Origin of the sequence: Micromonospora sp. DT43, from assembly GCF_049841645.1 — a bacterium.
Lineage (GTDB): Bacteria > Actinomycetota > Actinomycetes > Mycobacteriales > Micromonosporaceae > Micromonospora.
This window is the reverse complement of the sequence record NZ_JBNCKR010000001.1, coordinates 14,454-38,467: the sequence shown is the minus strand read 5'-3', so window position 1 is coordinate 38,467 and position 24,014 is coordinate 14,454. Positions and strand designations below refer to the sequence as shown.

Genomic DNA, 24,014 nt, shown 5'->3' with positions numbered 1-24,014 from the left:
CATCCGCGCGCGCTGGTTTGGTCTCGTGGGCTCGGAGATGTGTCTCCGTGTCTGGGGGTGTGGTAGGTCTCGCCGGCGGCCGGGGACGCCAGGTCAGGCATCCCCGTCGCCCCAGCCGAGACCACCGGGCCCCGGCGCGTGGTGGAAGCCCGGATGCTCGGCGACATCGACGCAACGCTCCCCGTCCGGCCCGAGGGCACCACAGAACAGTCGCTCGGCCCGGTGCCAGGCGTCGGCCGGCGACAGGGCCGCCGCACCGAGGGCCACCTCCGGGCGGAGCAGGCCCAGGGCCTCGGCGTACGCCACTGCCTGCTCGCGGGCGTCGGCCGCGCCCGGCGCGGTGAAGCCCAGGTGCACGGTGAAGAACCGGCGCGGCCGCAGCGGCCGACCGGGCGGGCCGATCAGTGGCCGGGCACGATCCGCGCCCGTCGCGCCGACCGCCCGCCGTTGCCGCCAGTGCGGCGACCTGTTGTCGTGCATTTCGCCCTCCCCGTGGTCGTGGCCGTCGGCCCACCGGGGGCCGCACCGCCGACCGGTGATGCCGGCTCACGGCGGCCCCACCAGTCAGCCAACCAGGTTCCGCCGCCCGTGGGAGGGGCCAGCCGACGCGCCGTCGGCGCGGGGATTCAGCGGCGGCAACACGGGTAGATGCAGCGGGACGACGACGCCGGCCACGACCCGCACCCGAGGAGGCCCGATGGCGACCATGCCGGCCGACCGCGCGCCGGACAGCACCCTCGCGCTGCGCCGCGCCGGCTACCGGTTCATCGGTGAGCGGTGCGACAGGTACGGCAGCGACGTCTTCCAGACCCGGATCCTGCTCGCGCCCACGATCTGCCTGCGGGGCCGACCGGCGGCGATGCTCTTCTACGACAACGAGCGCTTCCAACGGGACAGCGCCATGCCCCTGCGGGTCCAGCGGACGCTCACCGGCCGCGGTGGTGTGCAGGGGCTGGACGGTTCGGAGCACCTCCGCCGCAAGGCCATGTTCATGTCGATCATGACGCCGGCGGCCATCAAGCGCCTCGGACAGCTCTTCGACGACGAGTGGCGGGCGCGGATCCCCGCCTGGGAGGCGGCCGGGTCGGTGCCGCTCTACGACGAGCTGGGCCGGCTGCTGACCCGGGTGGTCTGCGCCTGGGCCGGGGTGCCGCTGGCCGAGTCGCAGGTCGACCGCCGCGCCGTCGACCTGCACGCCATGATCGAAGGTCCGGCGGTCGTCGGCCCGCGGCACTGGCGGGGCCTCTTCGCCCGCCGTCGCGCCGAGCGCTGGATCGGCAACCTCGTCGAACGCGCCCGGACCGGCATCCACCCGGCGCCGGCCGGCAGCCCGCTGGAGATCGTGTCCGAGCACCGCGACGCGCGCGGGGCGCTGCTCCCCCGCCGGATCGCCGCCGTCGAACTGCTCAACCTGCTGCGCCCGGTGGTCGCCGTGGACCGGTACATCGTCTTCGCCGCGCTCGCCCTGCGCGACCACCCCGGCTGGCGACAGCGGGTCCACGGCGACGACGAGGCCACCGAGCAGTTCGTCCAGGAGGTACGTCGCTACTACCCGTTCTTCCCGATGGCCGCCGCCCGGGTCCGGCGCTCGTTCGACTGGGAGGGCCACCACTTCCCGCGCGGACGGCGGGTGCTGCTCGACCTGTACGGCACCAACCACCACCCGACGCTCTGGCCCGAGCCGGAGCTGTTCCGCCCCGAGCGGTTCGCCGGCCGCCACGTCGACCCGTTCGAGCTGGTGCCGCAGGGCGGCGGCGACCACACCACCGGGCACCGCTGCGCGGGCGAGTGGATCACCGTCGACCTGATGAAGCGGGCGGTCACCAACCTGACCGGCGGCATGCGCTACGACGTTCCGCCGCAGGACCTGACCCTGGACCTGCGGCGGATGCCCGCGCTGCCGCCCGGCGGGCTGACCCTCACCAACATCCGCCGCGCCTGACCCCGTCCCGCCGGTGTCGGAGGCGCCGACGGGACGGGGTGCGCGACGGGTCAGGGGTGCAGGACGCTGCGCAGACAGCCGTCCTGCTTCTTCTCGAACAGCTCGTAGCCCCGGGCACCCTGTTCCAGGGGGATCGGGTGGGTGGCCAGGTAGCCGGGGTCGATCTCACCAGCGGCCAGCCGGTCGAGCAGCATGGGGATGTAGCGCTGCGCGTGCATCTGCCCCATCCGCAGCACCAGGGCCTTGTTCATGGCCGCGCCGAGCGGGAACTTGTCGATCAGTCCGGCGTACACGCCGACGATGCTCACCGTGCCGCCCTTGCGACAGGCCATGATCGCCTGCCGGACCGAGGTGGGCCGGTCGGTCTGCAACCGCGCGGACTGCTTCACCCGGTCGTACGCGTAGGTCGGCCCGACGTCGTGCGACTCCATCCCGACCGCCTCGATGCAGGCGTCCGGCCCGCGTCCGCCGGTCAGCTCGCGCAGCGCCTCCAGGACGTCGGTGTCGGCGTAGTTGATCGTCTCGACGCCGACCCGCTCCGCGGCCGTGGCCAGCCGGTCCGGGAACCGGTCGATCATGATGACCCGCTCGGCGCCGAGGAGTTGCGCCGAGCGGGCCGCCATCTGGCCAACGCCGCCAGCGCCCCACACGGCCACCACCTCCCCGCCGGTGAGCCCGCAGAAGTCCGCCGCCATCCATCCGGTGGGCATCGCGTCGGAGGCGAACACCACCGAGTCGTCGGGCACCCCCTCGGGTACGCCGAACGCGCCGACGTCGCCGAACGGCACCCGGATGTACTCGGCGTGCGAGCCGGCATAGCCACCCGCGGCGTGCGAGTAGCCCAGGATGCCGGCCGGCGAGTGCCCCCACAGCTTCTCCGTGAACACCGGCTGGGGGTTGGAGTTGTCACAGAGCGAGTACTGCTCGGTCCGGCAGTACCAGCAGCCACCGCAGGCGACCACCGAACCGACCACCACCCGGTCGCCGACCCGGTGCTGCCGTACGCCCGGCCCGACCTCCACCACCTCGCCCATGAACTCGTGGCCGAGGATGTCCCCCTCCCGCATCGCCGGGAGGTACCCGTTGATCAGGTGCAGGTCCGAACCGCAGACGCTGCTGGCCCGTACCCGCACGATGAGGTCTCCCTCCGCGCGGATCTTCGGGTCCGGCACGTCCCGGACGGCCAGCTTCCCGACGCCTTCCCAACAGAGCGCCCTCACGCCCGGCCTCCCGTCATCAGCTTCTCCCGCATCCGGTCGGTCGCCCGCTCCTGGGCCGGACTCCGGCCGGACGGGTCACGCCGGGTGTCGATCACCTGGCCGCACTCGACGAGCGCCTTCACCCGGCGCAGCGTGTCCCGCAACGCCAGGTCCGGCTCGTCGCCGCCGACAAGCCCGAACAGCCGGCGCACGGGCCCCGAGCGGTAACGCAGCTCGGCGCGGATCTCGGTGCCCCGGCCCTGCGGGGCGTCGGTCAACTCGATCCGCCCCTCCTGCGGCGTCGACGTCTCCTCGACCCGCCAGCGCAGCGCACCCGGCTCGTCGACGGTGATCTCCGCCCGCCACTCGGTGCCACCGCCGGAGGGGTCACGTGCCACACAGTGCCAGCGACGCTCGTCGAGCTGGTCCAGGGTCGCCCACTCGCCGAGGGCGCGGTCCAGCCGCTCGCGGTCGGTCCAGAAACCGATCACCGCGTCCCGGGGCCGGTCCACTGTCACCGCGCGGCGCACCACGTACCAGCCGCCGTCCTGCCGGTCGGGCTGGTGTCGACGGCGACGGCGGGCGACCACCCGTCCGACGCCGACCGCTGCCGCCGCGCCGACACCGAGCAGCGCCCACCTCGTTCCGTTGTTGGTCATGTTCGTCTCCTTCACCCGTCGTGCGGGGATGGACTGTCGTATCGGCACCGCTACCCCCGGTCCGGCGGCCGAAACGACATCCCGGTTTGGATCGCGGCAGAGCGGGCAGGTGCAGCGGGCGGCCCGCCCACCGTCGGCCGCGGACCGCCTGCCCAGGAGGCGCCGATGCCCTCGAAGGCCACCGGTGACGCCGCCCGGCGAGCCGGGCACGACCACACCGGCGCCCCGCCGACCACCCTGCCGATGACGTACGTGCTGCCGCTGCGCTGGCACACCGACGCCGGTCTGGACGAGCTGACCGGCTACCTGCGCTGGCTGAGCGGCCTCGTCGAGGTGCTCGTCGTCGACGGGTCACCGCCGGAGCTCTTCGCCCGGCACGCGGCGGCGTGGCGAGGGCTGGTCCGGCACCTCCCGCCCGACCCCGCCGGGCGGGGGCTCAACGGCAAGGTGGTCGGGGTGCACACAGGCCTCGACACGGCCCACCACGAACACGTGGTCATCGCCGACGACGATGTCCGGTACGACGAGGCCGGGCTGCGCGCCGCGCACCGGCTGCTGGGCCGGGTCGACCTGGTCCGACCGCAGAACTACTTCGACCCGCTGCCCTGGCACGCCTGGTGGGACACCGGGCGGACGCTGCTCAACCGGGCGATCGGAGACGACTACCCAGGCACCCTCGCGGTACGCCGCAGCACGTTCCTCGCCATGGGCGGGTACGCCTCGGATGTGCTCTTCGAGAACCTGGAGCTGATCCGCACCGTGCGCGCGTACGGCGGGGCGGAGGTCGCGCCGCCCTGGCTGTACGTACGCCGGCTGCCGCCGGACGCGGCGCACTTCCGTGGCCAACGGGTCCGCCAGGCGTACGACGATCTGGCCCAGCCGGCCCGCCTGCTGACCGCGCTCGCGGTCCTGCCGGCGCTGGCCGCGGCTGTCGCGTCCCGCCGGCCCCGGCTGCTGCTCGGTACGGCGGCCGCTGTCGTCGCCGTGGCCGAGGTGGGTCGCCGCCGCGCGGACGGCGGGATCGTCTACCCACCGAGCACCTCGCTGGCTGCCCCACTCTGGCTGCTCGAACGTGGCATCTGCAGCTGGCTGGCGGTCGCCCAGCGCCTCGTGTGCGGCGGAGTCCGCTACGGCAACTCCCGTATCCGTCAGGCCGCTCGTCGACCGGGCCGAAGCGGGCGCTGAGCAGGCGTCCGCAACGCGACCCTGCTGGGGTGGACGTGCGACAGCTCGCGGCCACCGGAGTGACCGCGAGCTGTCGGCGATGCGGGTGGGCTCAGGAACTGACCTGCTGGCGGGCCTGCTGGGCCTGGTCCTTGACGTCCTGGGCGGCCGAGCGGCCGTCGTCCTTGACCGCGTGCACGGCGTCCTGAGCCGTGGACTTCACCGACTCGGCGGCGTGCTGGGCCGGCCCGCGCAGCTCGTCCTTGAGCTCGCTGGCCACCTCGCCCAGCTTCTCCTTCACGACGCCGCTGTGCTCGCCGACCTTGTCCTTGACCTGCGCGGCGGCCTGCTGCTCCCGCCGCGAGGCCGGGATCAGCGAGGAGGCCAGCCAGCCGACCCCGAAGGCGATCAGGCCGGCGGCCAGCGGGTTGCCCTGCGACTTCTGCCGGATCACCCGGGGCGCGCTGTGGGCGGCGTCGCCGACCGAGGAGGCCGCCGAGTGGGCGGCGTCGCTGACGCTGGAAGCCGCCGACGAGGCGCGGTCACCCACCGAGTGGGCGGCGTGGCCGGTGCCGTGGCCGAGGTCGGAAGCGGTTCCCATGACCTTGTCCCTCACATTCTGCAGCGCGGAACGGGCCCGCTGCTTGCGGTCGTCGACGATGCGGCTCGGGCTGACCTTGTAGGCCAGGGCGTCCACATCGGAGCTGAGGCTGTTGCGGGTGGCTTCGATCTCCCGGCGGATCTGGTCGGGATCGGTGCTCATCGGGTGACTCCCTCCGGGTGGGGCTTGAGCGCGTCGGGGATCCGCTGCACGCTGTCGTTGGTCTGCTTCAGCCCGCGTACGTGCTGGGCGTTCTTCTTGGCCATCGAGTAGAGGACCGCGGCGACCACGGCCCAGATGACGGCCACGATCAGCGCGGCCAGGCCGGAGTCCATGACGTTGTCCAGGAACTGCCAGATGGCGATGGAGACGAACAACGCCACCATGTAGCCGCCGAAGCCGGCGCCGCCGAAGAGGCCCGCGGCCTTGCCGGCCTTCTTGCCCTCCTGGCGGATCTCGGCCTTGGCCAGCTCGACCTCCTGGCGCATCAGCGTCGACAGGTCGGTGGTGACCTGGCGCATCAGGTCACCGAGCGAGCTGCCCTTCACGTCCGCCGCGGTGTGCGGGGCGCCCGCGTCGGGGTGGTAACCGGAGTCCAGGCCGGACCCCTGCGTCGGCATGCTCATGCCGCCGCCTCCCTTCGGATGACTCGGCGCCTCACGGGCGGGGGCTGCCGCTGGACGGCACGCCCGGCAGCGGGTCGGTCTGGGTCACCGGCGGCAGCGGCTGGCCGGTGCTGGCCGGCTCGGTGTAGCCACCCGCACCGCCCGGCGTCGGGTCGCTGTAGCCGCCCGGCGTCGGGTCGCTGTAGCCGCTCGGCGTCGGGTCGACGTAGCCGCCGGAGGTCGGCTCGGTGTACGTCCCGGGGGTCGGGTCGAGGTAGCCGCCCGGCGGGGTGGCGTCGGGGGCCGTCCGGGGCGCCGGCGGCGGCGTGGGGATCACCGCGGTCTGCTCCGGGTCGTACGCCCCGGCGCCGCGGTAGCCCGCGGAGCCGTTGCCGGAGTGGTCACCGGAGTCGGAGATGCTGCGGGTCAGACGCCCGGCCAGCACGCCGAGCACCGCCGCGCCGACCAGGAACGTCCCCGGGTTGCGCCGCGCGTAGTCGCGTACCTCGTTGATCAGGTCGCCGGGCTCGCGCTCCTCCAGCCAGCCGGCCACACCGTGCACCCGGTCGGCGGCCTGGCGGGCCAGCTCGCTCACCGGCCCGGCCTGGCCACCCTGCTCGGCCATTGTGCGCATCTCGTCGGCGATCGACCGCAGTCCACCGGCAGCCCGGCGCTGCTGCTCACCGGTCTGGCTGGCGAGCTGGCTGCGGGCCTCGCCGTAGAGGTTGCGGGCCTGCCGGGCGGCCTCGCGGCCGACCTCGGTGCCCTGCTCCTTGGCGGTCTGGGCGACCGCGCCACCGGCGTGCGCCGCCTCGGACCCGACGTGGCGGGCCTGCTCGCGGACGCCGCCGCCGTTGGTGGACTCGTGCCCGTACGTGGAAGTCGTGGGTGACAGATCGTAAGTCATGATTTCCCTTCCGCTCAGAAAGTCGTCGCGGTTGTGCTGGGGGGATGCGGCCGTGACGCCGTGGCCGCTGACAACTCACCTACCCTGCGTTTCGGCTTCCATACCTCTTCGTGCATTTCTCTGCGGAGGCGGCGGGATCGACTTCAAAATGGAGGATCGTCGGGCTGCGTCACGTCGCCGCCGCGGACAGCGAGGTTCGTGGGACCGGCAGATCCACCGGAGGGGGCAGGGATGGCACGAGACGCGCGAGGTGGCCGACCCGCCGCGCCCCGGCCCCGGGTGCAGGTGGTCGCACTGGTCGTGGCCGGGATCTTCCTGCTGATCGGCGTCCTCGGCTACATCCCCGGCATCACCACCGACTACGGCGAGCTGACCTTCGCCGGGCACCACTCGGACGCCAAACTGCTCGGGCTGTTCCAGGTGTCGATCCTGCACAACGCCGTGCACCTGCTGTTCGGCCTGGTGGGCCTGGTGCTGGCCCGCAGCGTCGCCGGCGCCCGGCTCTTCCTGGCCGGCGGTGGGGCGATCTACCTGGCCCTCTGGCTGTACGGCCTGGCGATCGAGGCGGTCGACGAGGACAGCGGCGCGAACATCCTGCCGGTCAACTCCGCCGACAACTGGCTGCACCTCGCGCTCGGCTTCGGCATGCTCGCGCTCGGGCTGCTGCTGTCCAACCAGGCGGGCACCGGCGGACGCCTGGACACCCCGATCGACAGGCCCTGAGCTGCTAATTCACTGGTTTGGCGGTGTCCGTGGCGTGGGTAGGTGACCAGCCGAGGATCCGTGAAAGGGGGTCGATGATGCCTCGCTGGATACGCGACAACGCGCTGGCTGCCGCCATGCTTGGCGCTTTCCTTGTCTTCCTGGCGTTGCAGAGCGTCTTCGGCTGGCAGACCCACAACGAGGAGCTGACCGAGTTCGGCGCCGCCCCGCTCAGCTGGCCGGCGTACCTGACCAGCGGGCACTTCGCCGAGGCGGTCTTCGAGAACTGGGAGTCGGAGTTCCTCCAGATGGGCGGATACGTGCTGCTCACCGCGTACCTGGTGCAGCGGGGCTCGGCCGAGTCGAAGCCGGTGGACCAGACCGACCGGCCGGAGGACGACGAGCGCCGCGCGACCGCCCAGTCACCGTGGCCGGTACGCGCCGGTGGCCTTCCGCTGGTGGTCTACCGCAACAGCCTCTCCCTCGCGCTGCTGCTGATCTTCGCCGGCTCGTTCGTCGGACACCTGCTCGGCGGCACCGCCGCCTACAACCAGGAGCAGGCGTTGCAGAGCGGTGCGCCGCCGATCGGCGTGTGGGACTTCCTCGGCACCAGCGACTTCTGGTTCCAGTCGATGCAGAACTGGCAGAGCGAGTTTCTGGCGGTCGGCGCCCTGATCCTGCTGAGCATCGTGCTACGTCAGCACGCCTCGCCGGAGTCGAAGCCGGTCACTGTGGCGCACGCCGAGACCGGCGCCTGACCACCGCCGCCGTCGGGCCGACCGCCGCGGTCAGGCCGCGACCGGGAGCCGCTTGGCGAAACAGACGCTGTACGGGTTGCCGACGTACTCGCCGTACACCGGGATCGGTTCGTAGCCGCACGAGGTGTACAACCCGATGGCCGCCGGGAGGTACGTGCCGGTCTCCAGGCAGACCACCGTGTGCCCCTGCCGGAAGGCGCACTCCTCGAGCGCGGCGACCAGTTGACGGGCGACGCCCCGCCCCCGGTACGCCGGCCGGACGTACATCCGCTTGATCTCGCCGGTGGCGGCGTCGAGGGCCTGGAGCCCACCGCAGGCGACCGCCCGACCGTTCACCACCACCGCGAGGTAGCGGACGTCGTCGTGCGGAACGAAGACCTGCCCGTCCACCCCACCGTCGGCCTCGCGCAGCTCACGCTGCTGGGCGACGAGCAGGGCGGCGATCTCGGGATCGGTGGCGGGCCGCGACTCGATCAGCATCACCCCACGCTAGGCGCGGTGGATTTCGCGAAGGTTGCCGGAAGTCGTCCCGATCACGGAGAGCAACGGGCTACTCGGCGTCGTCCTCGTCGATGTCGTCGACGTCGTCGTCGGACGCGTCCGCGCCCACCTCGTCCGCCGAGCGCACCCGGCGGGCCTTGCGCGCGGCGAGCCGGTCCGCCGCCGAGGCCCGGTTCGACTTCTCCTCCAGGCGGACGTCGGTGCCCCGGTTGCCGGGCACGAACTCCACACCCGCGTACAGCGTCGGCTGCCAGTCGAACTCGCGCTCACCGATCCGGACCAGGTCACCGGGCTGCGCGCCCGCCTTGGCGAGCTTGTCCTCCACGCCGAGCCGGGCCAGCCGGTCGGCGAGGTAGCCGACGGCCTCGTCGTTGTCGAAGTTCGTCTGCTTGACCCACCGCTCCGGGCGTACGCCGCGCACGGTGAACGAACCGTCGGCCTCGGCCGTGATGGTGAAGCCGTCGTCGTCCACGGCCATCGGCCGGATCACGATCCGCGTCGGCTCGGCCGGCGGGGCGGCCTTGCGCTCCGCGTCGACAAGCTCGGCCATCGCGTACGTCAGCTCCTTGAGCCCCTCGCGGGTGGCCGCGGAGACCTCGAACACGCGGTAGCCGCGCTCCTCCAGGTCCGGGCGCACGATCTCGGCGAGGTCCCGGCCGTCGGGCACGTCGACCTTGTTCACGGCCACCAGCCGGGGGCGGTCGGTCAACCCGCCGTACTGGCTCAGCTCGGCCTCGATGGCGTCGATGTCGGCGACCGGGTCACGGCCGGGCTCCAGGGTCGCCGAGTCGATGACGTGCACCAGCACGGCGCAGCGCTCGATGTGCCGCAGGAACTCCAGACCCAGGCCCTTGCCGTTGGCCGCGCCCGGGATCAGGCCCGGAACGTCGGCGACGGTGAAGGTGTGGTTGTCCATCCGGACCACGCCGAGGTTGGGCACGAGGGTGGTGAACGGGTAGTCGGCGATCTTCGGCTTCGCGGCGGAGATCACCGAGATCAGCGACGACTTACCGGCCGACGGGAAACCCACCAGGCCCACGTCGGCGACGCTCTTCAGCTCCAGCACGATGTCCAGCTGATCGCCGGGCTCGCCCAGCTCGGCGAAGCCCGGCGCCTTGCGCTTGGCGTTGGCCAGCGAGGCGTTGCCCCGACCGCCGCGCCCGCCCCTCGCCACCTCGAAGGTGGTGCCGGCACCGACCATGTCGGCGAGCACGGTGCCGTCGGTGGTCTGCACCACCGTGCCGTTGGGCACCTTCAGCACCAGGTTGTGGCCGTTGGCCCCGTCCCGGTTCGACCCGGCGCCGCCCTTGCCGTTGTCGGCCTTCACGTGCGGGTGGAAGTGGAAGTCGAGCAGCGTGGTCACCTGCGGGTCGACGACCAGCGACACGCTGCCGCCGTGCCCGCCGTTGCCGCCGTCCGGCCCGCCGAAGGGCTTGAACTTCTCGCGGTGGATCGAGACACAACCGTGCCCACCATCGCCGGCCTGCAGGTGCAGAACGACCCGGTCAACGAACGTCGCCACGGCGTCAATCCTTCCAGCGAGGTCCAACCCCGCACTTCGAAAAAAAGCCAAACGGGCCGGGACCCGTAGGTCCGCGGCCCGCTTGGCTCGAGAACTACTGCTGCGGAACGATGCTGACGGTCTTGCGACCGCGCTTGGTGCCGAACAGAACCGCACCGGCCGACAGCGCGAACAGCGTGTCGTCGCCGCCACGGCCGACCAGGTCACCGGGGTGGAACTTGGTGCCACGCTGCCGGATGAGGATCTCACCGGCGCTGACGACCTGACCACCGAAGCGCTTCACGCCGAGTCGCTGGGCCGCGGAGTCACGACCGTTACGCGAGCTGGACGCACCCTTTTTGTGAGCCATTGGAGGACGACCTACTTCCCGCTGGAGATGCCGGTCACCTTGACCTGGGTCAACGGCTGGCGGTGACCCTGGCGCTTGTGGTAGCCGGTCTTGTTCTTGAACTTGTGGATCCGGATCTTCGGGCCCTTGGTGTGCGCGGCGATTTCGCCGGACACCGCGACCTCGGCAAGCTTCGCCGCGTCGGTCACCAGGTCGTCACCGTCGACGAGGAGCACCGCGGTGAGCTTCACCGCGTCACCGGGGGCACCGGTGAGCTTCTCGACCTCGATCACGTCGCCCTCGGCGACCTTGTACTGCTTGCCGCCGGTCTTGACGATCGCGTACATCGGAGGCGGACTCCCTGTCGTTGAGGCTGCTGGCGGTCGTCCCCGTGGCGGCTCGCCGGGTAGCAGTGCACGGCGGCGCGGGCACACGGGAACTCGGCACACCAAAGGTGGGCCGCAGGCAAGAGTACGCCATCGCCGGCCCGGACCCCAAACCGGCCCGCCCTGCTCAGCGCGCGCAGAGCTGGTCGAGGCGCTGCTGGAGCCGGTCCAGCTCGGTCTCGTCGATCGACTCGACGTCGGCGCCGAGCGCGGCGACCTCCGTACCGATGTCACTGAGCAGTGTTTTGAGCTGCGGATCGGTGGACCGTGCCGACTGCTCCCGCAGTGCGGCCCGCCAGCCGGCCAGCGCCGTCTGCGCCCTCGTGCGGGCCGCATCGGCGGTGGCGGTGTCCCCCGCGCCCACCGCCGCGACCATCCGGCCCAGCTCCGCCACGTACTCCCGGACGGCGGCGGCGCCGGCCCGCTGCGCCTCGGCGCAGACCTGCGCGTTTCCGCCCGCGACGCCACCACCCACCGGCGCACCCATCGAACCGCCGGGAGCACCCCCGGACCCGGCGGCCGACCCGGAACCCCCGGCTGTCGGACCGGCCGGACCCGCACCGCCCGACCGGTCGGCGGAGCAGCCGGCGCCCATCGCGAGCACGGCGACCAGCAGATTGACGGCAAGCAGGCGACGCATCTTCTTCTCCTGACCGGGGGCCGACCACTCCCGGCCTGGGGCGACCGGAACGGCGAGGTCCCTCCCCCGTCACATTGCCGGGAAAGGGACCTCGTCAAACACCGGTCGGTCAGGCGTCAGGGGCGGGTCCGCCGCCGGGTGCCACCGCGACGGGAGCGGCGACGCCCCGCACCGCCCTCAGCAGCCTCCTCGTCGGTGTCACCGTCGGCGAGCGCGTCCGGGTCGTCCGCCGCGGCCAGCCGGGCCGACTCGCCCTGCTGACTGTCGGACACCGCAGGCGCCGCCTCGGTCTCCGCCTCGTAGCGGGACAGGTCGTACCCCATGGTGTCCTGGTAGTCGGCGTCCGGTTCGACGCTGGTGTCGGTGTCGACGACCTCGACCACCGCGCGCTCGGCCGGAGCGCTCTTGCGCGACCGGCGGCGGGAGGACGCGGTGCCGTTCTCGACGGCCGGGGCAGCCGGAGCGGCCGGCGCCGACGAGGCGACCGCCTTGACCTTCTCCGCGGTCCCACCGGTACGTGGCTTCTCCGGCACCGGCTCGGTGTGGATGATGACGCCCCGACCCTTGCAGCACTCGCAGGTCTCGCTGAACGCCTCCAGCAGGCCCGCACCGATCCGCTTACGGGTCATCTGCACCAGACCGAGCGAGGTGATCTCGGTGACCTGGTGCTTGGTGCGGTCCCGACCCAGGCATTCGGTCAGCCGACGCAGCACCAGCTCCCGGTTCGACTCCAGCACCATGTCGATGAAGTCGATCACCACGATGCCGCCGATGTCGCGCAGCCGGAGCTGGCGGACGATCTCCTCCGCCGCCTCCAGGTTGTTGCGGGTGACCGTCTCCTCGAGGTTGCCGCCGGAGCCGGTGTACTTGCCGGTGTTGACGTCGACGACAGTCATGGCCTCGGTCTTGTCGATCACCAGCGAGCCGCCGGAGGGCAGGAACACCTTCCGGTCCAGGCCCTTGATGATCTGCTCGTCGATCCGGTACTCGGCGAACACGTCGCTCGTGCCGACGTGCCGACGCACCCGGTCGACCAGGTCCGGAGAGACGTGCGACAGGTACGACTCGACCATGCCGAACGACTGCTCGCCCTCGATGACCAGCTCGCGGAAGTCCTCGTTGAACAGGTCCCGGACCACCCGGATGACCAGGTCGGGCTCCTCGTAGAGCAGCACCGGCGCGCCGCCCTCGGCGGCCTTGGCCTGGATGTCCTCCCACTGCGCCTGGAGCCGCTTGACGTCGCGGGCCAGCTCGTCCTCGCTGGCGCCCTCGGCGGCCGTACGGACGATCACGCCGGCGCCGTCCGGGACGAGCTTCTTGAGCACGTCACGCAGCCGCTTGCGCTCGGTGTCCGGCAGCTTCCGGCTGATCCCCGACGCGTTGCCGTTGGGCACGTAGACCAGGTGCCGGCCGGAGAGGGCGATGTGGCTGGTCAGCCGCGCGCCCTTGTGCCCGATCGGGTCCTTGGTGACCTGGACCAGCACCGAGTCGCCGGAGCGCAGCGCCTGCTCGATCGAGCGGGCACGCCCCTCCAGCCCCGAGGTGTCCCAGTTGACCTCGCCGGCGTACAGCACCGCGTTGCGGCCCCGGCCGACGTCGACGAACGCCGCCTCCATGCTGGGCAGCACGTTCTGCACCTTGCCCAGGTAGACGTTGCCGGCCATCGTCCCGGAGGAGTTACGGGTGACGTAGTGCTCGACCAGCACGCCGTCCTCCAGGACGGCGATCTGGGTGCGGTCACCGCGCTGCCGGACCGCCATCACCCGGTCGACAGCCTCCCGGCGGGCCAGGAACTCCGACTCGCTGAGGATCGGCGGCCGCGTACGCCGCTGCTCCCGCCCGTCCCGACGGCGCTGGCGCTTGGCCTCCAGCCGGGTCGAACCGGACACGCCCTGGACCTCGTCGACAGTGCGACGCGGCTCACGGATCTTGACCACGGTCGGCACACCGTCGTCGGCGGCGGCGCCCTCGGTGTCACCGGCGCCCCGGCGGCGGCGACGACGGCGACGACGGGTCAACCCGTCCCCGCCCTCGGGCTCCTCATCCTCGTCGCCCTCGGCCTCGGCCTCGGCGGTCTCCTCCTCGTCGGCCTGCGCGGCCTCGTCGGACTCGTCGTCCTCGGCGTCGTCGGCGCCGCCCTTGCCCCGGCCCCGACCTCGGCGGCCACGGCGGCGGCGACGGCGCGCGGCGGCGCTGTCGTCGTCGTCCTCGTCCGCCTCGGTGGCCTCGTCGGCCTCCTCGGTCGGCTCCTCCTCGCCCTCGACCTCGACGGCCTCGACCGGCTCGGCGTCGCGGCGGCCGCGCCGCCGTCGACGGGACGGCTCGGCCTCGACGGCCGGCTCCTCGGCCACCGGAGCGGGCTCCGCCGGCCGGGTCACCGGCACGGCGTCCGGCTGGGGTGCCATGAACAGCACGGTGGGCGCGGAGAGCGCGGCCCGCCGACGGCGGGTGCGCGGCTGCTCGGCCTCGATGACCTCGGCCGGCTCGATCGGCTCATCGGCCACGTTCGCCACTGCCACACCGGGCGCGACATCGCCGGAGCGCTCCTGCGCGGCACCGAAGGCCTGCTCGGCGACGGGACCGCCCGGCAGGGTCTGCGCCTCGTTCAGCTCGGCTTCCGCGGCACGCAGGTCAGACTCCGCCGGCGTCTCAGCGGCGTCCTCCTCGGCGACGGGCTCCTCGACAGCCGGTGGCGCAGCGGCGGGCGGCTCCTCGACGGCTGCGGGCTCCGCGACGGCGGGCGGCTCCTCGACGGCGGGCGTCGCCTTCTTGCGCCGGGTGCGGGTCACCTTGACCGGGGGAACGACCTCGGGAGAGGCCAACTCCGCGCTGGCGGCGACCAGCGGCTCCTCGGCGGTCGTCTCGACGGGGGCCGCCTTGCGCCGGCGTCGGGGGGTCTTCGGGGCGACGTCCAGGTCACCGGAGATCGGGGCGAAGACCTCCGCCTGCGGCGACTCGACGGCGCCGGCACCGCCGGTGGACGCCTCGACGGGCGCCTCGGCCTGCTCCGGCTGGTTGAGCGGGGCGGCCCGACGCCTGGTGGCCCGCGCCCGCCGCGGCGGTGCGGCCGGCTCGGCGCTCTCCGCGCCCGCCTGCTCCGCGCCTGCGGCGCCGTCGGTGGTGGTGCTCTGGTCAGCGGTGTCCCCGGCCGGCTGTGAACCGGTCCGTTCGCCGCCCTCGGGCTCGTTCTCGAGCATGGACGTTCTCCAGTTCTGGCTGCCCCGGGCGCGGGTGAGCGCTGCCACGCAGGGTCGCCGCAAAAGTGTTTCCGCCGGGCGCGCGTGGTGCGCGACCGCCGAAGTCTGCCTGCAAGAGCGCTGACCGTCGGTCAGTGCCCAACGATGGCTGCCCCGCCGCGGTCCGCATCCAACGGATCCACGATCGCACCCTGCGCGGTCAGCGTGCCCTGAGCCAGCCGGGTCACCCTCGGCGAGACCGGCGGCTCCAGGTCGGCCACCACGCGGAGGCCGGAAAGGACGTCATCGGGCCGTACGGACGGGGTGACCTGCCGCACGACCAGTTCGAGTATCGCACACGGTACGGCCGGCGCCCCGGAAGGCGTCTGCGTCGGGGACAGGACATCGATCGACATGACTGCCGCACGGGCGTCGAAGGTGCGTCGCCCCTGCTTGGTCATCCGCTCGACAAGCACCTCGTCGGCGGCGGTGAAGGCGTCCACGGCGGCGCGCAGCGTCGCCGTGTCGACCTCGGGCAACTCGATGTGCCAGTGCGACGCCTCGATCCGGTCCGCCAGGCTGCCACCGTCGGCGATCACCACCTCCAGTACGTCCAGCCCGGGTGAGAGCGCGGCGTCCAGCGCGGCGCGCAGCGCCTCCGGCTCGACAGGCGCCTGGAGGCCGATCTCCAGGTACTCCGCCTCGCTCGCCACCCCGGTGGGCGCGGCGCTGGCGTAGGAGATCTTCGGGTGCGGGGTGAAGCCCTGGGAGAACGCGATCGGTACGGCGGCACGCCGCAGCGCACGCTCGAACGCCCGGGCGAAGTCCCGGTGCGAGGTGAACCGCAGCGGCCCGCGCTTGGCGTACCGGATGCGGGCGCGCTGAACGACAGGTGCCTGCCCGCCCTCCGGCTGGTTTTTCTTACTGATCGTCTCGCTCCTCAGACGGTGGGGGTTTTGAGGCCCTTGATCGGCGTCAGCGGCAGGAGCTTCTTGCCGGTGGGGCCGATCTGGATCTCGGTGTCCATCGAGGGACAGACACCGCAGTCGAAGCACGGGGTCCACCGGCAGTCGTCCTGCTCGAACTCGCTGAACGAGTCCTGCCAGTCCTGCCAGAGCCAGTCCTTGTCCAGGCCCGAGTCCAGGTGGTCCCAGGGAAGGACCTCCAGCTCCTCGCGCTGCCGGGTGGTGTACCAGTCGAGGTCCACCCCGAACGCTGGCAGCGTCTCGGCCGCCGCGTCCACCCAGCGCTGGTAGGAGAAGTGCTCGCTCCACCCGTCGAACCGACCGCCGTTCTCCCACACCTTGCGGATCACCGAGCCGACCCGGCGGTCGCCCCGGGAGAGCAGGCCCTCGATCAGCGACGGCTCGCCGTCGTGGTAGCGGTAGCCGATGGCCCGACCCAGCGAGCGGTCCGAGTTGATGGCCTGCTTGAGGATCTTGAGCCGGTGGTCGATGACCTCCGGACGGTCCATCGCGGCCCACTGGAACGGGGTGTGCGGCTTCGGCACGAAACCGCCGATGGAGACCGTGCAGCGGATGTCCTTGGAGCCGGTGGCGGCCCGACCGGCCCTGATCACCTCGTGCGCCATCTCGGCGATCTCGAGGACGTCCTCGTCGGTCTCGGTGGGCAGGCCGCACATGAAGTAGAGCTTCACCTGCCGCCAGCCGTTGGTGTACGCCGTGACGACCGTGCGGATCAGGTCTTCCTTCGACACCATCTTGTTGATGACCTTGCGAATCCGCTCCGACCCGCCCTCCGGGGCGAAGGTCAGGCCGGTACGCCGCCCGTTGCGGGACAGCTCCTGCGCGAGGTCGATGTTGAAGGCGTCCACCCGGGTCGACGGCAGCGACAGCGACACGTTCGTGCCTTCGTACTGCTGGGCCAGGCCCGAGCACATGTCGCCGATCTCGGAGTGGTCCGCCGAGGAGAGCGACAGCAGACCCACCTCGTTGAAGCCGGAGAACTCCAGGCCCTCGCGGACCATCTGCGCGACCGTGGTGATCGACCGCTCACGCACCGGACGGGTGATCATGCCGGCCTGGCAGAACCGGCAGCCCCGGGTGCAGCCCCGGAAGATCTCCACCGCGTACCGCTCATGCACCGTCTCGGCCAGCGGAACGAGAGGCTTCTTCGGGTACGGCCACGCGTCCAGGTCCATCGTCGTGCGCTTGTGCACACGGAACGGCACGTCCGCCCGGTTCGGCACGACCCGCTGGATCCGGCCGTCCGGGAGGTAGTCGACGTCGTAGAAGCGCGGCACGTACACGCTCTCGGTGCGGGCCAGCCGCAGCAGCAGCTCGTCGCGGCCACCCGGGGCGCCTTCGGCCTTCCACTCCCGGACGATCGCGGTGATCTCCAGGACGGCCTCCTCACCGTCGCCGAGCACTGCGGCGTCGATGAAGTCGGCGATCGGCTCCGGGTTGAAGGCGGCGTGCCCACCGGCCACGATCACCGGGTCGGCGTCGGTGCGATCGGCGGCCAGCATCGGAATGCCGGCCAGGTCGATCGCGGTGAGCATGTTGGTGTAGCCCAGCTCGGTGGAGAAGGAGATGCCGAACACGTCGAAATCGCGCACCGGCCGGTGCGCGTCGACCGTGAACTGCGGCACGCCGTGCGTGCGCATCAGGTTCTCCAGGTCGGGCCAGACCGCGTACGTCCGCTCGGCGAGGGTGTCGGGCAGCTCGTTGAGCACCTCGTAGAGGATCTGCACGCCCTGGTTGGGCAGGCCCACCTCGTACGCGTCGGGGTACATCAGCGCCCAGCGCACAGTCGCCGCGTCCCAGTCCTTGACCACCGCACCGAGCTCACCGCCGACGTACTGGATGGGCTTGGAGACCTGAGGGAGCAGCGGTTCGAGCCGGGGCCACACGGAATTGGTCGCGGCCGCACGCGGCGTCGTGGACGGGGCACTCATGATGCCCAAGGGTACGCGCCCACCGGCGGGCGACCGCGCGCACGCCACGATGCCGCCCGACCGACCACCTGTTCACGCGCTCCGCCTCGGTGCCCGGGCGGCGGCGGTGGCGGCGCGGTACTAACCTCGGACCGGCGCGAGAGGAGATTGCCGCGATGCCGGAGCCCCAGCCGGGAGCACGGCCGGCCGACGGGCGCACCCCGGGCCCGGAGCTGGACGACGCTCCGGCGGTCGCCGACGAGTCGACCTCCCCACCCGTACCGCCGGACCAGCCCGCCACCCCCGACCAGCCGGAACCCACGGCCGAGCCCACCGCCCGGTCCCAGCCCGAGCCGACGGCCCAGGAACCCGCCGCCCAGCCCGAGCCGACGGCCCAGGAACCCGCGGCCCAGCCCGAGCCGACGGCCCAGGAACCGGCGGCCGAACCGGCAACGGCCCCGGCGTCCGAGGCCCAGCCCGACCCCACAGCCCCGGAGCCCAAGGCCCCGGCGGGGCCGACGGCCCAGGCCGGGTCGGCGGACTCCCCCGCCGCGCCCACGGTGGTACCCGCGCCCCGCTGGAGCGGGTCCGCGCCGGTCCCTCCGCCGCTGCCGCGCAGGCGCGCCTGGGGTGAGTCGGCCGAGCCGACCCCGCCGCCGCCCCTACCCGAGCAGCCGCCCGAGCACCGCACGCCTGTCGATCCCTGGGCCGGGGTGGACACCGGAGGCTGGGACCTGCCCTCCGCCGAACTGCCCCCGCTGCCTCCGACGCTTGACTACCCGGCGCCCCCGTCGACACGGCAGTGGTCCGGGCCTCCCGCACCGCCGGTCGGAACGCACCCGGTCTCGCCGCCGCCCGTCCACCCGGCAGCGCCCGCCTATCCGACGTCGCCCGCCTACCCGGCACCGACCTACCCGGTGCCGCCGGCCCACCCGGTGCCGCCGGCACGGCCCACCCTGCCGGCTCAGCACGGCACGCCCCGGCCCACCGCGCCGGTGCGGCCGGCGCCGCCGGCTCGGGCACCGAAGCAGCGGCGGGGTCGGCGGTCGGCCACGCCACCGCCGGTCACGCCACCACCGGGCTGGGACGCCCCCAGGGGGTACGTTCCGGTCCCGGTCCGCCGTCGACGTCGCTGGCCGTGGCTGCTGCTGCTCACCCTGGCCTGTTGCTGCGGGTGCCCCGCCTACTACGGCCTACCGATCTCGTCCCAGTACCCGGCCCGCGCCGCCCTGCCCGAGCAGGTCGTCGACCTGAGCCTGCGCCAGGACGACGGCAGCGCCGCGACGGCCCGACAGTTGGAGAACGAGGTACGCCAGGAGCACTGGCTGGCCGAGGACACGTTCGCCGGCGTCTACGGCACGGGCGACGGCAAGCAGGTGACGGTCTTCGGCGGCACCGGCTTCCGGCTGAACCCGGAGGCGGACGCGGATGCGGAGATCGCCCGGCTCACTGACCGCTACGCGCTGGAGGCGCCCGAGACGGTGCAGACCAGCGTGCGAGGTCGGCACGAGCGCTGCGCGATCGGCCGGCCGGCCGACGGTGACGTGGTGGTGTGCACCTCGGTCGACCACGGCAGCATCGCCACCGGGGTGTTCACGCGGCTCTCCGTCCCCGACAGCGCCGACCTGCTGAACACCATGCGCAGCCAGATCGTCCAGCCCAAGAGCTGAGCCCCACCCGCGCGCCGCGCTGGCGTGCCGCCGAGCTGGCCTGCCGCCGCGCTGGCTGGCTGGCTGGCTCCCATCACGCAGCGTCACGCCGCAGGTGGGCAACAGGGTTTCGACGCATATACCTGTGAGTCATATCTATGACTCACAGGTATATCGCCTGCGACCGGATTGCCTGCCAGCTCGGCCGCCGAGGCCGGAGGCCCCGATACGCGGCAGCGCGAACCCCAGGCCGACGGCAGCACCGAAACACGCGCAACACCGACAGCCGCGCAAGACCGCTGAGCGCGAGCGCCGGCGAACGCGGTAGCCCCGGGGTCAGGCGTCGCGGGTCGGGTCCGGGTGGGCGCGCGGCGGGGCGTAGCGCGGGACGTACTCCTGGCCGGTGAGCTTCTGGATCTCGCTCATCACCTCGTCGGTCATCTGGCGCAGCGAGGTGCGGTCGTCCGGGCGACCGGTGAAGTCCAGCGGCTTGCCGAACCGGACGGTGATCTTGGCGCTGCCGGGGCGGGGCACCCGGGCGCCGATCGGCTGGGCCTTGTCCGTGCCGATCGTGCCGACCGGGATGATCGGCACACCGGCGGAGATCGCCAGCCGGGCGGCGCCGGTCCGCCCCCGGTAGAGCTTGCCGTCCGGGGAGCGGGTGCCCTCCGGGTAGACCACCACCAGGTCGCCGCCCTGCAGCGCCGGAACGGCGGCGTCGAACGCGGACAGCGCGGCCCGCCCACCGGCCCGCTCGACGGGGATCGCGCCCAGACCGGTGAGGACGAACTTCGAGAACGCGCCCTTCACACCGGTGCCCTTGAAGTACTCCGACTTGGCCCAGAACGCCAGGTGCCGGGGGACCACCGTGCCGAGGAACAGCTCGTCGGCCACCGAGAGATGGTTGCCGGCGAAGATCGCGCCGCCGGTCTCCGGCACGTGTTCCAGACCCTCCACGGTCGGGCGGAACGCCAACCGCAGCGTGGGCGCCACGGTGAGCTTGCCGATGGTGTAGAGCAGGGGCACTGGTCCTCCGGCAGATGAGGTGCGAGCAGGCGGTGTCACGGTAGCGGACGCCTCCACACCTCCCGGACGGAGGTGTCGAGGCGTCCGCACCGCGCTCTACGACCGGCGGACGGTGACCGTCACCCGCTCACCCTCGCCCACCTCGCCTGCGAAACCGTCGAGGCCCTCGGCGAAGTCGATGGAGTCGGCCAGCACCTCACCGGCGACGAAGTCGACGTACGCGCTCACTGCCGCGCGCACCTCCTCGGACGCCGACACCGACACGACGATCCGGTCCGACACGTCCAGGTCGGCGTCGCGGCGAGCCTGCTGCACCACCCGCACCACGTCGCGGGCCAGACCCTCGGCCGCCAGCTCCGGGGTGACCTCGGTGTCCAGCACGACCACACCCTCGCCGCCGGGCAGCGGCGCGGAGTGCTCGGCGTCGGCCGCGACGAGACGCAGCTCGTACTCGCCCTCGGCCAGGGTGACGCCGGCGGCCACCGGGGCGCCGTCGACAAGCTCCCAGTCGCCCGCCTTGACCGCCTTGATCACCTGCTGGACCTGCTTGCCCACGCGCGGGCCGAGCGCCCGGGGCACCACGGTCAGGACCTGCTGGCAGTACGCGGACAGCTCCGCGCTGAACTCGACCGCCTTGACGTTCACCTCGTCGGTGATCAGGTCGGCGAACGGTCGCAGCTGCTCCGCCGCCGGCGAGGCCACGGTCAGCGTCGACAGCGGCAGCCGTACCCGCAGACCCTTGGCCTTGCGCAGCGACAGCGCCGCCGAGGCGACCGCCCGCACGTTGTCCATCGCCGCGACCAGGTCGTGGTCGGCCGGGAACTCGCTCGCCTCCGGCCAGTCGGTCAGGTGCACCGACCGTTCCCCGGTCAGCCCACGCCAGATCTCCTCCGCCGTCAGCGGCGCGAGCGGCGCCACCACCCGGCAGAGCGTCTCCAGCACTGTCGACAGGGTGTCGAACGCGTTGGCGTCACCGGACCAGAACCGGTCCCGCGAGCGGCGCACGTACCAGTTGGTGAGCGCGTCCAGGTAGGACCGGACGGTGGCGCAGGCGCCGGAGATGTCGTACGCGTCCATCTGCGCGCCGACAGTCGACACCAGCTCGTTGGTCTTCGCCAGGATGTACCTGTCGAGCAGGTGCGTCGAGTCGGTGCGCCGCCGCGCCTGGTACCCGTCCGCGTTGGCGTAGAGCGAGAAGAAGTACCAGACGTTCCACAGCGGCAGCAGCACCTGCCGGACGGCGTCACGGATGAGCGTCTCGGTGACCGCCATGTCCCCGCCGCGCAGCACCGGCGACGACATCAGCATCCAGCGCATCGCGTCCGAGCCGTACGAGTCGAAGACGTGGTAGACGTCCGGGTAGTTGCGCAGGCTCTTGGACATCTTGCGCCCGTCCGAGCCGAGCAGGATGCCGTGGCTCAGGCAGTTGCGGAACGCCGGCCTGTCGAACAGCGCGGTGGCCAGTACGTGCATCGTGTAGAACCAGCCGCGGGTCTGCCCGATGTACTCGACGATGAAGTCACCCGGGTAGTGGTGCTCGAACCAGTCCGCGTTCTCGAACGGGTAGTGCACCTGGGCGAACGGCATCGACCCGGACTCGAACCAGCAGTCCAGCACCTCCGGCACCCGACGCATCATCGACTGACCTGTCGGGTCGTCCGGGTTGGGGCGGACCAGGTCGTCCACCGCCGGCCGGTGCAGGTCGGTGAGGCGTACGCCGAAGTCCCGCTCGATGTCGGCGAGCGAGCCGTAGACGTCGAGGCGCGGGTAGTTCGGGTCGTCGGACTTCCAGACCGGGATCGGCGAGCCCCAGAACCGGTTGCGGCTGATCGACCAGTCGCGGGCGTTGGCCAGCCACTTGCCGAACGAGCCGTCCTTGATGTGGCCGGGCGTCCAGTTGATCTCCTGGTTCAGCTCGACCATCCGGTCCCGGAACGTCGTCACCGCGACGAACCACGACGACACCGCCTTGTAGACGAGCGGGGTGTCGCAGCGCCAGCAGTGCGGGTACGAGTGGGTGTAGGTGTCCTGCTTGAGCACCACCCCCCGCTCCTTCAGCTCCCGGATCACCGGCTTGTTGACGTCGAAGACCTGCTCACCCTGGTACGGCGGGACGAGCGCGGTGAACCGGGTGTGGTCGTCGACGGTGACGATGGTGGGGATGCCTGCGGCGTTGCAGACGTTCTGGTCGTCCTCACCGAACGCCGGGGCGAGGTGCACGATCCCGGTGCCGTCCTCGGTGGTGACGAACTCCGCGCCGAGCACCTGGTACGCGTTCTCCCCGGCCTGCTCGACGAGGAAGTCGAACAGCGGCGTGTAGCGGCGTCCGACCAGGTCACGGCCGTACACCGTGCCGACCTGCTCGTACCCGTCCAGCTCCTTGGCGTACGCGGCCAGCCGCGCCGCGCCGACCACGTAACGGTCCCCGTCCTTCTCCAGCACCGCGTACTCGATGTCCGGGCCGACGGCGAGCGCCAGGTTCGACGGCAGGGTCCACGGCGTGGTCGTCCAGACGCCCAGCCGGACCGGCCCGCGCACCAGATCCGGGGCGGATTCGTCGGCGGTCAGGCCGAACCACACCGACAGGGTGGGGTCGTGCCGGTCCCGGTAGACGTCGTCCATCCGGGTCTCGGTGTTCGACAGCGGCGTCTCGCAGCGCCAGCAGTACGCCAGCACCCGGAAACCCTCGTAGATCAGACCCTTGTCGTGCAGGGTCTTGAAGGCCCACATGACGCTTTCCATGTAGTCCAGGTCGAGGGTCTTGTAGTCGTTGGCGAAGTCGACCCAGCGGGCCTGCCGGTTGATGTACCGCTCCCAGTCCTGGGTGAACTCCAGCACCGAGGTGCGGCAGGCCTCGTTGAAGCGGGCCACGCCCAGGTCGATGATCTCCGCCTTACTGGTGATGCCGAGCTGCTTCTCGGCCACCACCTCGGCGGGCAGGCCGTGGCAGTCCCAGCCGAAGCGCCGCTCGACGTGCCGGCCGCGCATGGTCTGGTAGCGCGGCACCACGTCCTTGACGTAGCCGGTGAAGAGGTGGCCGTAGTGCGGCAGGCCGTTGGCGAACGGCGGGCCGTCGTAGAAGACGTACTCGTTCTTGCCGTCGTCACCGGCCGGGCGGGCCTCGACGGACGCCTCGAAGGTCTTGTCGGCCGTCCAGTGCTCCAGCACCCGGCGCTCGACCGCGGGCAGGTCCGGGCTCGCCGGGACACCGGCGGCGGTCGGGTCGTGCAACGGATAGGCCATCGGGGGTCGCTCTCCTCATGCAGCTCACTCAACGTGGGTCTGCGAGGACGAACCGTCCGGGGTACGCCTGGAAAAACGGCGCTCCCGGGTGGTCCGCGGTACCACCCCGC

21 protein-coding genes are annotated in these 24,014 nt (G+C 72.2%); 5 read left to right on the top strand and 16 right to left on the bottom strand.

All coding sequences use genetic code 11. The features are described 5' to 3' along the window. Positions 1 to 93: 93 nt before the first annotated feature. Positions 94 to 480, bottom strand: coding sequence for a hypothetical protein (locus ACLQ26_RS00175; protein WP_425742519.1), 387 nt, complete (start codon positions 478 to 480; stop codon positions 94 to 96). A gap of 217 nt (positions 481 to 697) precedes the next feature. On the opposite strand from ACLQ26_RS00175, the gene ACLQ26_RS00170 reads away from it, so the two are divergent. Beyond that, positions 698 to 1,942: a cytochrome P450 gene (locus tag ACLQ26_RS00170; RefSeq protein WP_425742518.1), complete on the top strand. Its 1,245-nt coding sequence runs from the start codon at positions 698 to 700 to the stop codon at positions 1,940 to 1,942. 50 nt (positions 1,943 to 1,992) lie between these two features. Here the strand turns inward: ACLQ26_RS00170 and ACLQ26_RS00165 are convergent, their stop codons facing one another. Further along, positions 1,993 to 3,162 carry a zinc-dependent alcohol dehydrogenase gene (locus tag ACLQ26_RS00165; protein ID WP_425742517.1) on the bottom strand — a complete coding sequence of 390 codons (1,170 nt, stop codon included), beginning with the start codon at positions 3,160 to 3,162 and terminating at the stop codon, positions 1,993 to 1,995. Next, complete coding sequence (locus ACLQ26_RS00160) at positions 3,159 to 3,800, bottom strand: cyclase (protein ID WP_425742516.1); 642 nt, start codon at positions 3,798 to 3,800, stop codon at positions 3,159 to 3,161. The genes ACLQ26_RS00165 and ACLQ26_RS00160 overlap by 4 nt, the downstream gene beginning before the upstream one ends. Positions 3,801 to 3,965: 165 nt before the next feature. Here ACLQ26_RS00160 and ACLQ26_RS00155 point away from each other — a divergent pair, with 165 nt between their 5' ends. After that, on the top strand, positions 3,966 to 4,985 hold the full coding sequence (locus ACLQ26_RS00155; protein WP_425742515.1) for a glycosyltransferase: 1,020 nt from the start codon (positions 3,966 to 3,968) through the stop codon (positions 4,983 to 4,985). 91 nt (positions 4,986 to 5,076) lie between these two features. Here ACLQ26_RS00155 and ACLQ26_RS00150 read toward each other — a convergent pair whose 3' ends face one another. The 3 genes from ACLQ26_RS00150 to ACLQ26_RS00140 are packed head-to-tail and all read right to left on the bottom strand — an operon-like array spanning position 5,077 to position 7,077. Next, on the bottom strand, positions 5,077 to 5,727 hold the full coding sequence (locus ACLQ26_RS00150) for a DUF3618 domain-containing protein (RefSeq protein WP_425742514.1): 651 nt from the start codon (positions 5,725 to 5,727) through the stop codon (positions 5,077 to 5,079). Next, the gene (locus ACLQ26_RS00145) at positions 5,724 to 6,191 is read right to left on the bottom strand and encodes a phage holin family protein (protein ID WP_425742513.1); all 468 of its coding nucleotides are present in this window, start codon (positions 6,189 to 6,191) and stop codon (positions 5,724 to 5,726) included. The genes ACLQ26_RS00150 and ACLQ26_RS00145 overlap by 4 nt, the downstream gene beginning before the upstream one ends. A gap of 31 nt (positions 6,192 to 6,222) precedes the next feature. Then, a complete protein-coding gene (locus ACLQ26_RS00140) occupies positions 6,223 to 7,077 on the bottom strand; it encodes a hypothetical protein (protein ID WP_425742512.1) in 855 nt (284 codons plus the stop codon). Between the two features lie 231 nt (positions 7,078 to 7,308). Here ACLQ26_RS00140 and ACLQ26_RS00135 point away from each other — a divergent pair, with 231 nt between their 5' ends. Then, entirely contained in the window at positions 7,309 to 7,800 is a 492-nt protein-coding gene (locus ACLQ26_RS00135; protein WP_425742511.1) for a DUF4383 domain-containing protein, read from the top strand. 77 nt (positions 7,801 to 7,877) lie between these two features. Next, on the top strand, positions 7,878 to 8,537 hold the full coding sequence (locus tag ACLQ26_RS00130) for a DUF6766 family protein (RefSeq protein ID WP_358109334.1): 660 nt from the start codon (positions 7,878 to 7,880) through the stop codon (positions 8,535 to 8,537). A gap of 30 nt (positions 8,538 to 8,567) precedes the next feature. Here the strand turns inward: ACLQ26_RS00130 and ACLQ26_RS00125 are convergent, their stop codons facing one another. The 8 genes from ACLQ26_RS00125 to ACLQ26_RS00090 form a co-directional block, all read right to left on the bottom strand. After that, positions 8,568 to 9,017, bottom strand: coding sequence for a GNAT family N-acetyltransferase (locus ACLQ26_RS00125; protein ID WP_425742510.1), 450 nt, complete (start codon positions 9,015 to 9,017; stop codon positions 8,568 to 8,570). Positions 9,018 to 9,087: 70 nt separating this feature from the next. Then, positions 9,088 to 10,560 (bottom strand): GTPase ObgE, encoded by a 1,473-nt coding sequence (obgE, locus tag ACLQ26_RS00120; RefSeq protein WP_425742509.1) that lies wholly within the window; start codon positions 10,558 to 10,560, stop codon positions 9,088 to 9,090. Positions 10,561 to 10,654: 94 nt separating this feature from the next. Further along, positions 10,655 to 10,909, bottom strand: a complete 255-nt coding sequence (gene rpmA, locus ACLQ26_RS00115) for a 50S ribosomal protein L27 (protein ID WP_074313740.1) — start codon at positions 10,907 to 10,909, stop codon at positions 10,655 to 10,657. An 11-nt stretch (positions 10,910 to 10,920) separates the two neighbouring features. Beyond that, positions 10,921 to 11,235, bottom strand: coding sequence for a 50S ribosomal protein L21 (gene rplU / locus ACLQ26_RS00110; protein WP_007464063.1), 315 nt, complete (start codon positions 11,233 to 11,235; stop codon positions 10,921 to 10,923). 166 nt (positions 11,236 to 11,401) lie between these two features. Beyond that, a complete protein-coding gene (locus ACLQ26_RS00105) occupies positions 11,402 to 11,914 on the bottom strand; it encodes a hypothetical protein (RefSeq protein ID WP_425742508.1) in 513 nt (170 codons plus the stop codon). A gap of 116 nt (positions 11,915 to 12,030) precedes the next feature. Then, entirely contained in the window at positions 12,031 to 15,111 is a 3,081-nt protein-coding gene (locus tag ACLQ26_RS00100; RefSeq protein ID WP_425742507.1) for an Rne/Rng family ribonuclease, read from the bottom strand. Positions 15,112 to 15,242: 131 nt separating this feature from the next. Further along, positions 15,243 to 15,962, bottom strand: a complete 720-nt coding sequence (locus ACLQ26_RS00095; protein WP_425743117.1) for a TIGR03936 family radical SAM-associated protein — start codon at positions 15,960 to 15,962, stop codon at positions 15,243 to 15,245. 68 nt (positions 15,963 to 16,030) lie between these two features. Beyond that, positions 16,031 to 18,007: a TIGR03960 family B12-binding radical SAM protein gene (locus ACLQ26_RS00090; protein WP_425742506.1), complete on the bottom strand. Its 1,977-nt coding sequence runs from the start codon at positions 18,005 to 18,007 to the stop codon at positions 16,031 to 16,033. A 155-nt stretch (positions 18,008 to 18,162) separates the two neighbouring features. On the opposite strand from ACLQ26_RS00090, the gene ACLQ26_RS00085 reads away from it, so the two are divergent. Further along, positions 18,163 to 19,656: a hypothetical protein gene (locus ACLQ26_RS00085; RefSeq protein WP_425742504.1), complete on the top strand. Its 1,494-nt coding sequence runs from the start codon at positions 18,163 to 18,165 to the stop codon at positions 19,654 to 19,656. A gap of 315 nt (positions 19,657 to 19,971) precedes the next feature. Here the strand turns inward: ACLQ26_RS00085 and ACLQ26_RS00080 are convergent, their stop codons facing one another. After that, entirely contained in the window at positions 19,972 to 20,661 is a 690-nt protein-coding gene (locus ACLQ26_RS00080) for a lysophospholipid acyltransferase family protein (protein WP_363689328.1), read from the bottom strand. A 96-nt stretch (positions 20,662 to 20,757) separates the two neighbouring features. Further along, complete coding sequence (gene ileS / locus ACLQ26_RS00075) at positions 20,758 to 23,904, bottom strand: isoleucine--tRNA ligase (RefSeq protein ID WP_425742503.1); 3,147 nt, start codon at positions 23,902 to 23,904, stop codon at positions 20,758 to 20,760. Between the last annotated feature and the right edge of the window lie 110 nt (positions 23,905 to 24,014).

Coding starts and splice junctions, on each gene's coding strand:
- ACLQ26_RS00150 (WP_425742514.1), bottom strand. CDS start 5,727: ATGAGCACCGATCCCGACCAGATCCGCCGGGAGATCGAAGCCACCCGC.
- ACLQ26_RS00175 (WP_425742519.1), bottom strand. CDS start 480: ATGCACGACAACAGGTCGCCGCACTGGCGGCAACGGCGGGCGGTCGGC.
- rplU (WP_007464063.1), bottom strand. CDS start 11,235: ATGTACGCGATCGTCAAGACCGGCGGCAAGCAGTACAAGGTCGCCGAG.
- ACLQ26_RS00155 (WP_425742515.1), top strand. CDS start 3,966: ATGCCCTCGAAGGCCACCGGTGACGCCGCCCGGCGAGCCGGGCACGAC.
- ACLQ26_RS00130 (WP_358109334.1), top strand. CDS start 7,878: ATGCCTCGCTGGATACGCGACAACGCGCTGGCTGCCGCCATGCTTGGC.
- ACLQ26_RS00145 (WP_425742513.1), bottom strand. CDS start 6,191: ATGAGCATGCCGACGCAGGGGTCCGGCCTGGACTCCGGTTACCACCCC.
- rpmA (WP_074313740.1), bottom strand. CDS start 10,909: ATGGCTCACAAAAAGGGTGCGTCCAGCTCGCGTAACGGTCGTGACTCC.
- ACLQ26_RS00100 (WP_425742507.1), bottom strand. CDS start 15,111: ATGCTCGAGAACGAGCCCGAGGGCGGCGAACGGACCGGTTCACAGCCG.
- ACLQ26_RS00085 (WP_425742504.1), top strand. CDS start 18,163: ATGCCGGAGCCCCAGCCGGGAGCACGGCCGGCCGACGGGCGCACCCCG.
- ACLQ26_RS00170 (WP_425742518.1), top strand. CDS start 698: ATGGCGACCATGCCGGCCGACCGCGCGCCGGACAGCACCCTCGCGCTG.
- ACLQ26_RS00125 (WP_425742510.1), bottom strand. CDS start 9,017: ATGCTGATCGAGTCGCGGCCCGCCACCGATCCCGAGATCGCCGCCCTG.
- ACLQ26_RS00140 (WP_425742512.1), bottom strand. CDS start 7,077: ATGACTTACGATCTGTCACCCACGACTTCCACGTACGGGCACGAGTCC.
- ACLQ26_RS00160 (WP_425742516.1), bottom strand. CDS start 3,800: ATGACCAACAACGGAACGAGGTGGGCGCTGCTCGGTGTCGGCGCGGCG.
- ACLQ26_RS00090 (WP_425742506.1), bottom strand. CDS start 18,007: ATGAGTGCCCCGTCCACGACGCCGCGTGCGGCCGCGACCAATTCCGTG.
- ACLQ26_RS00105 (WP_425742508.1), bottom strand. CDS start 11,914: ATGCGTCGCCTGCTTGCCGTCAATCTGCTGGTCGCCGTGCTCGCGATG.
- ileS (WP_425742503.1), bottom strand. CDS start 23,904: ATGGCCTATCCGTTGCACGACCCGACCGCCGCCGGTGTCCCGGCGAGC.
- ACLQ26_RS00135 (WP_425742511.1), top strand. CDS start 7,309: ATGGCACGAGACGCGCGAGGTGGCCGACCCGCCGCGCCCCGGCCCCGG.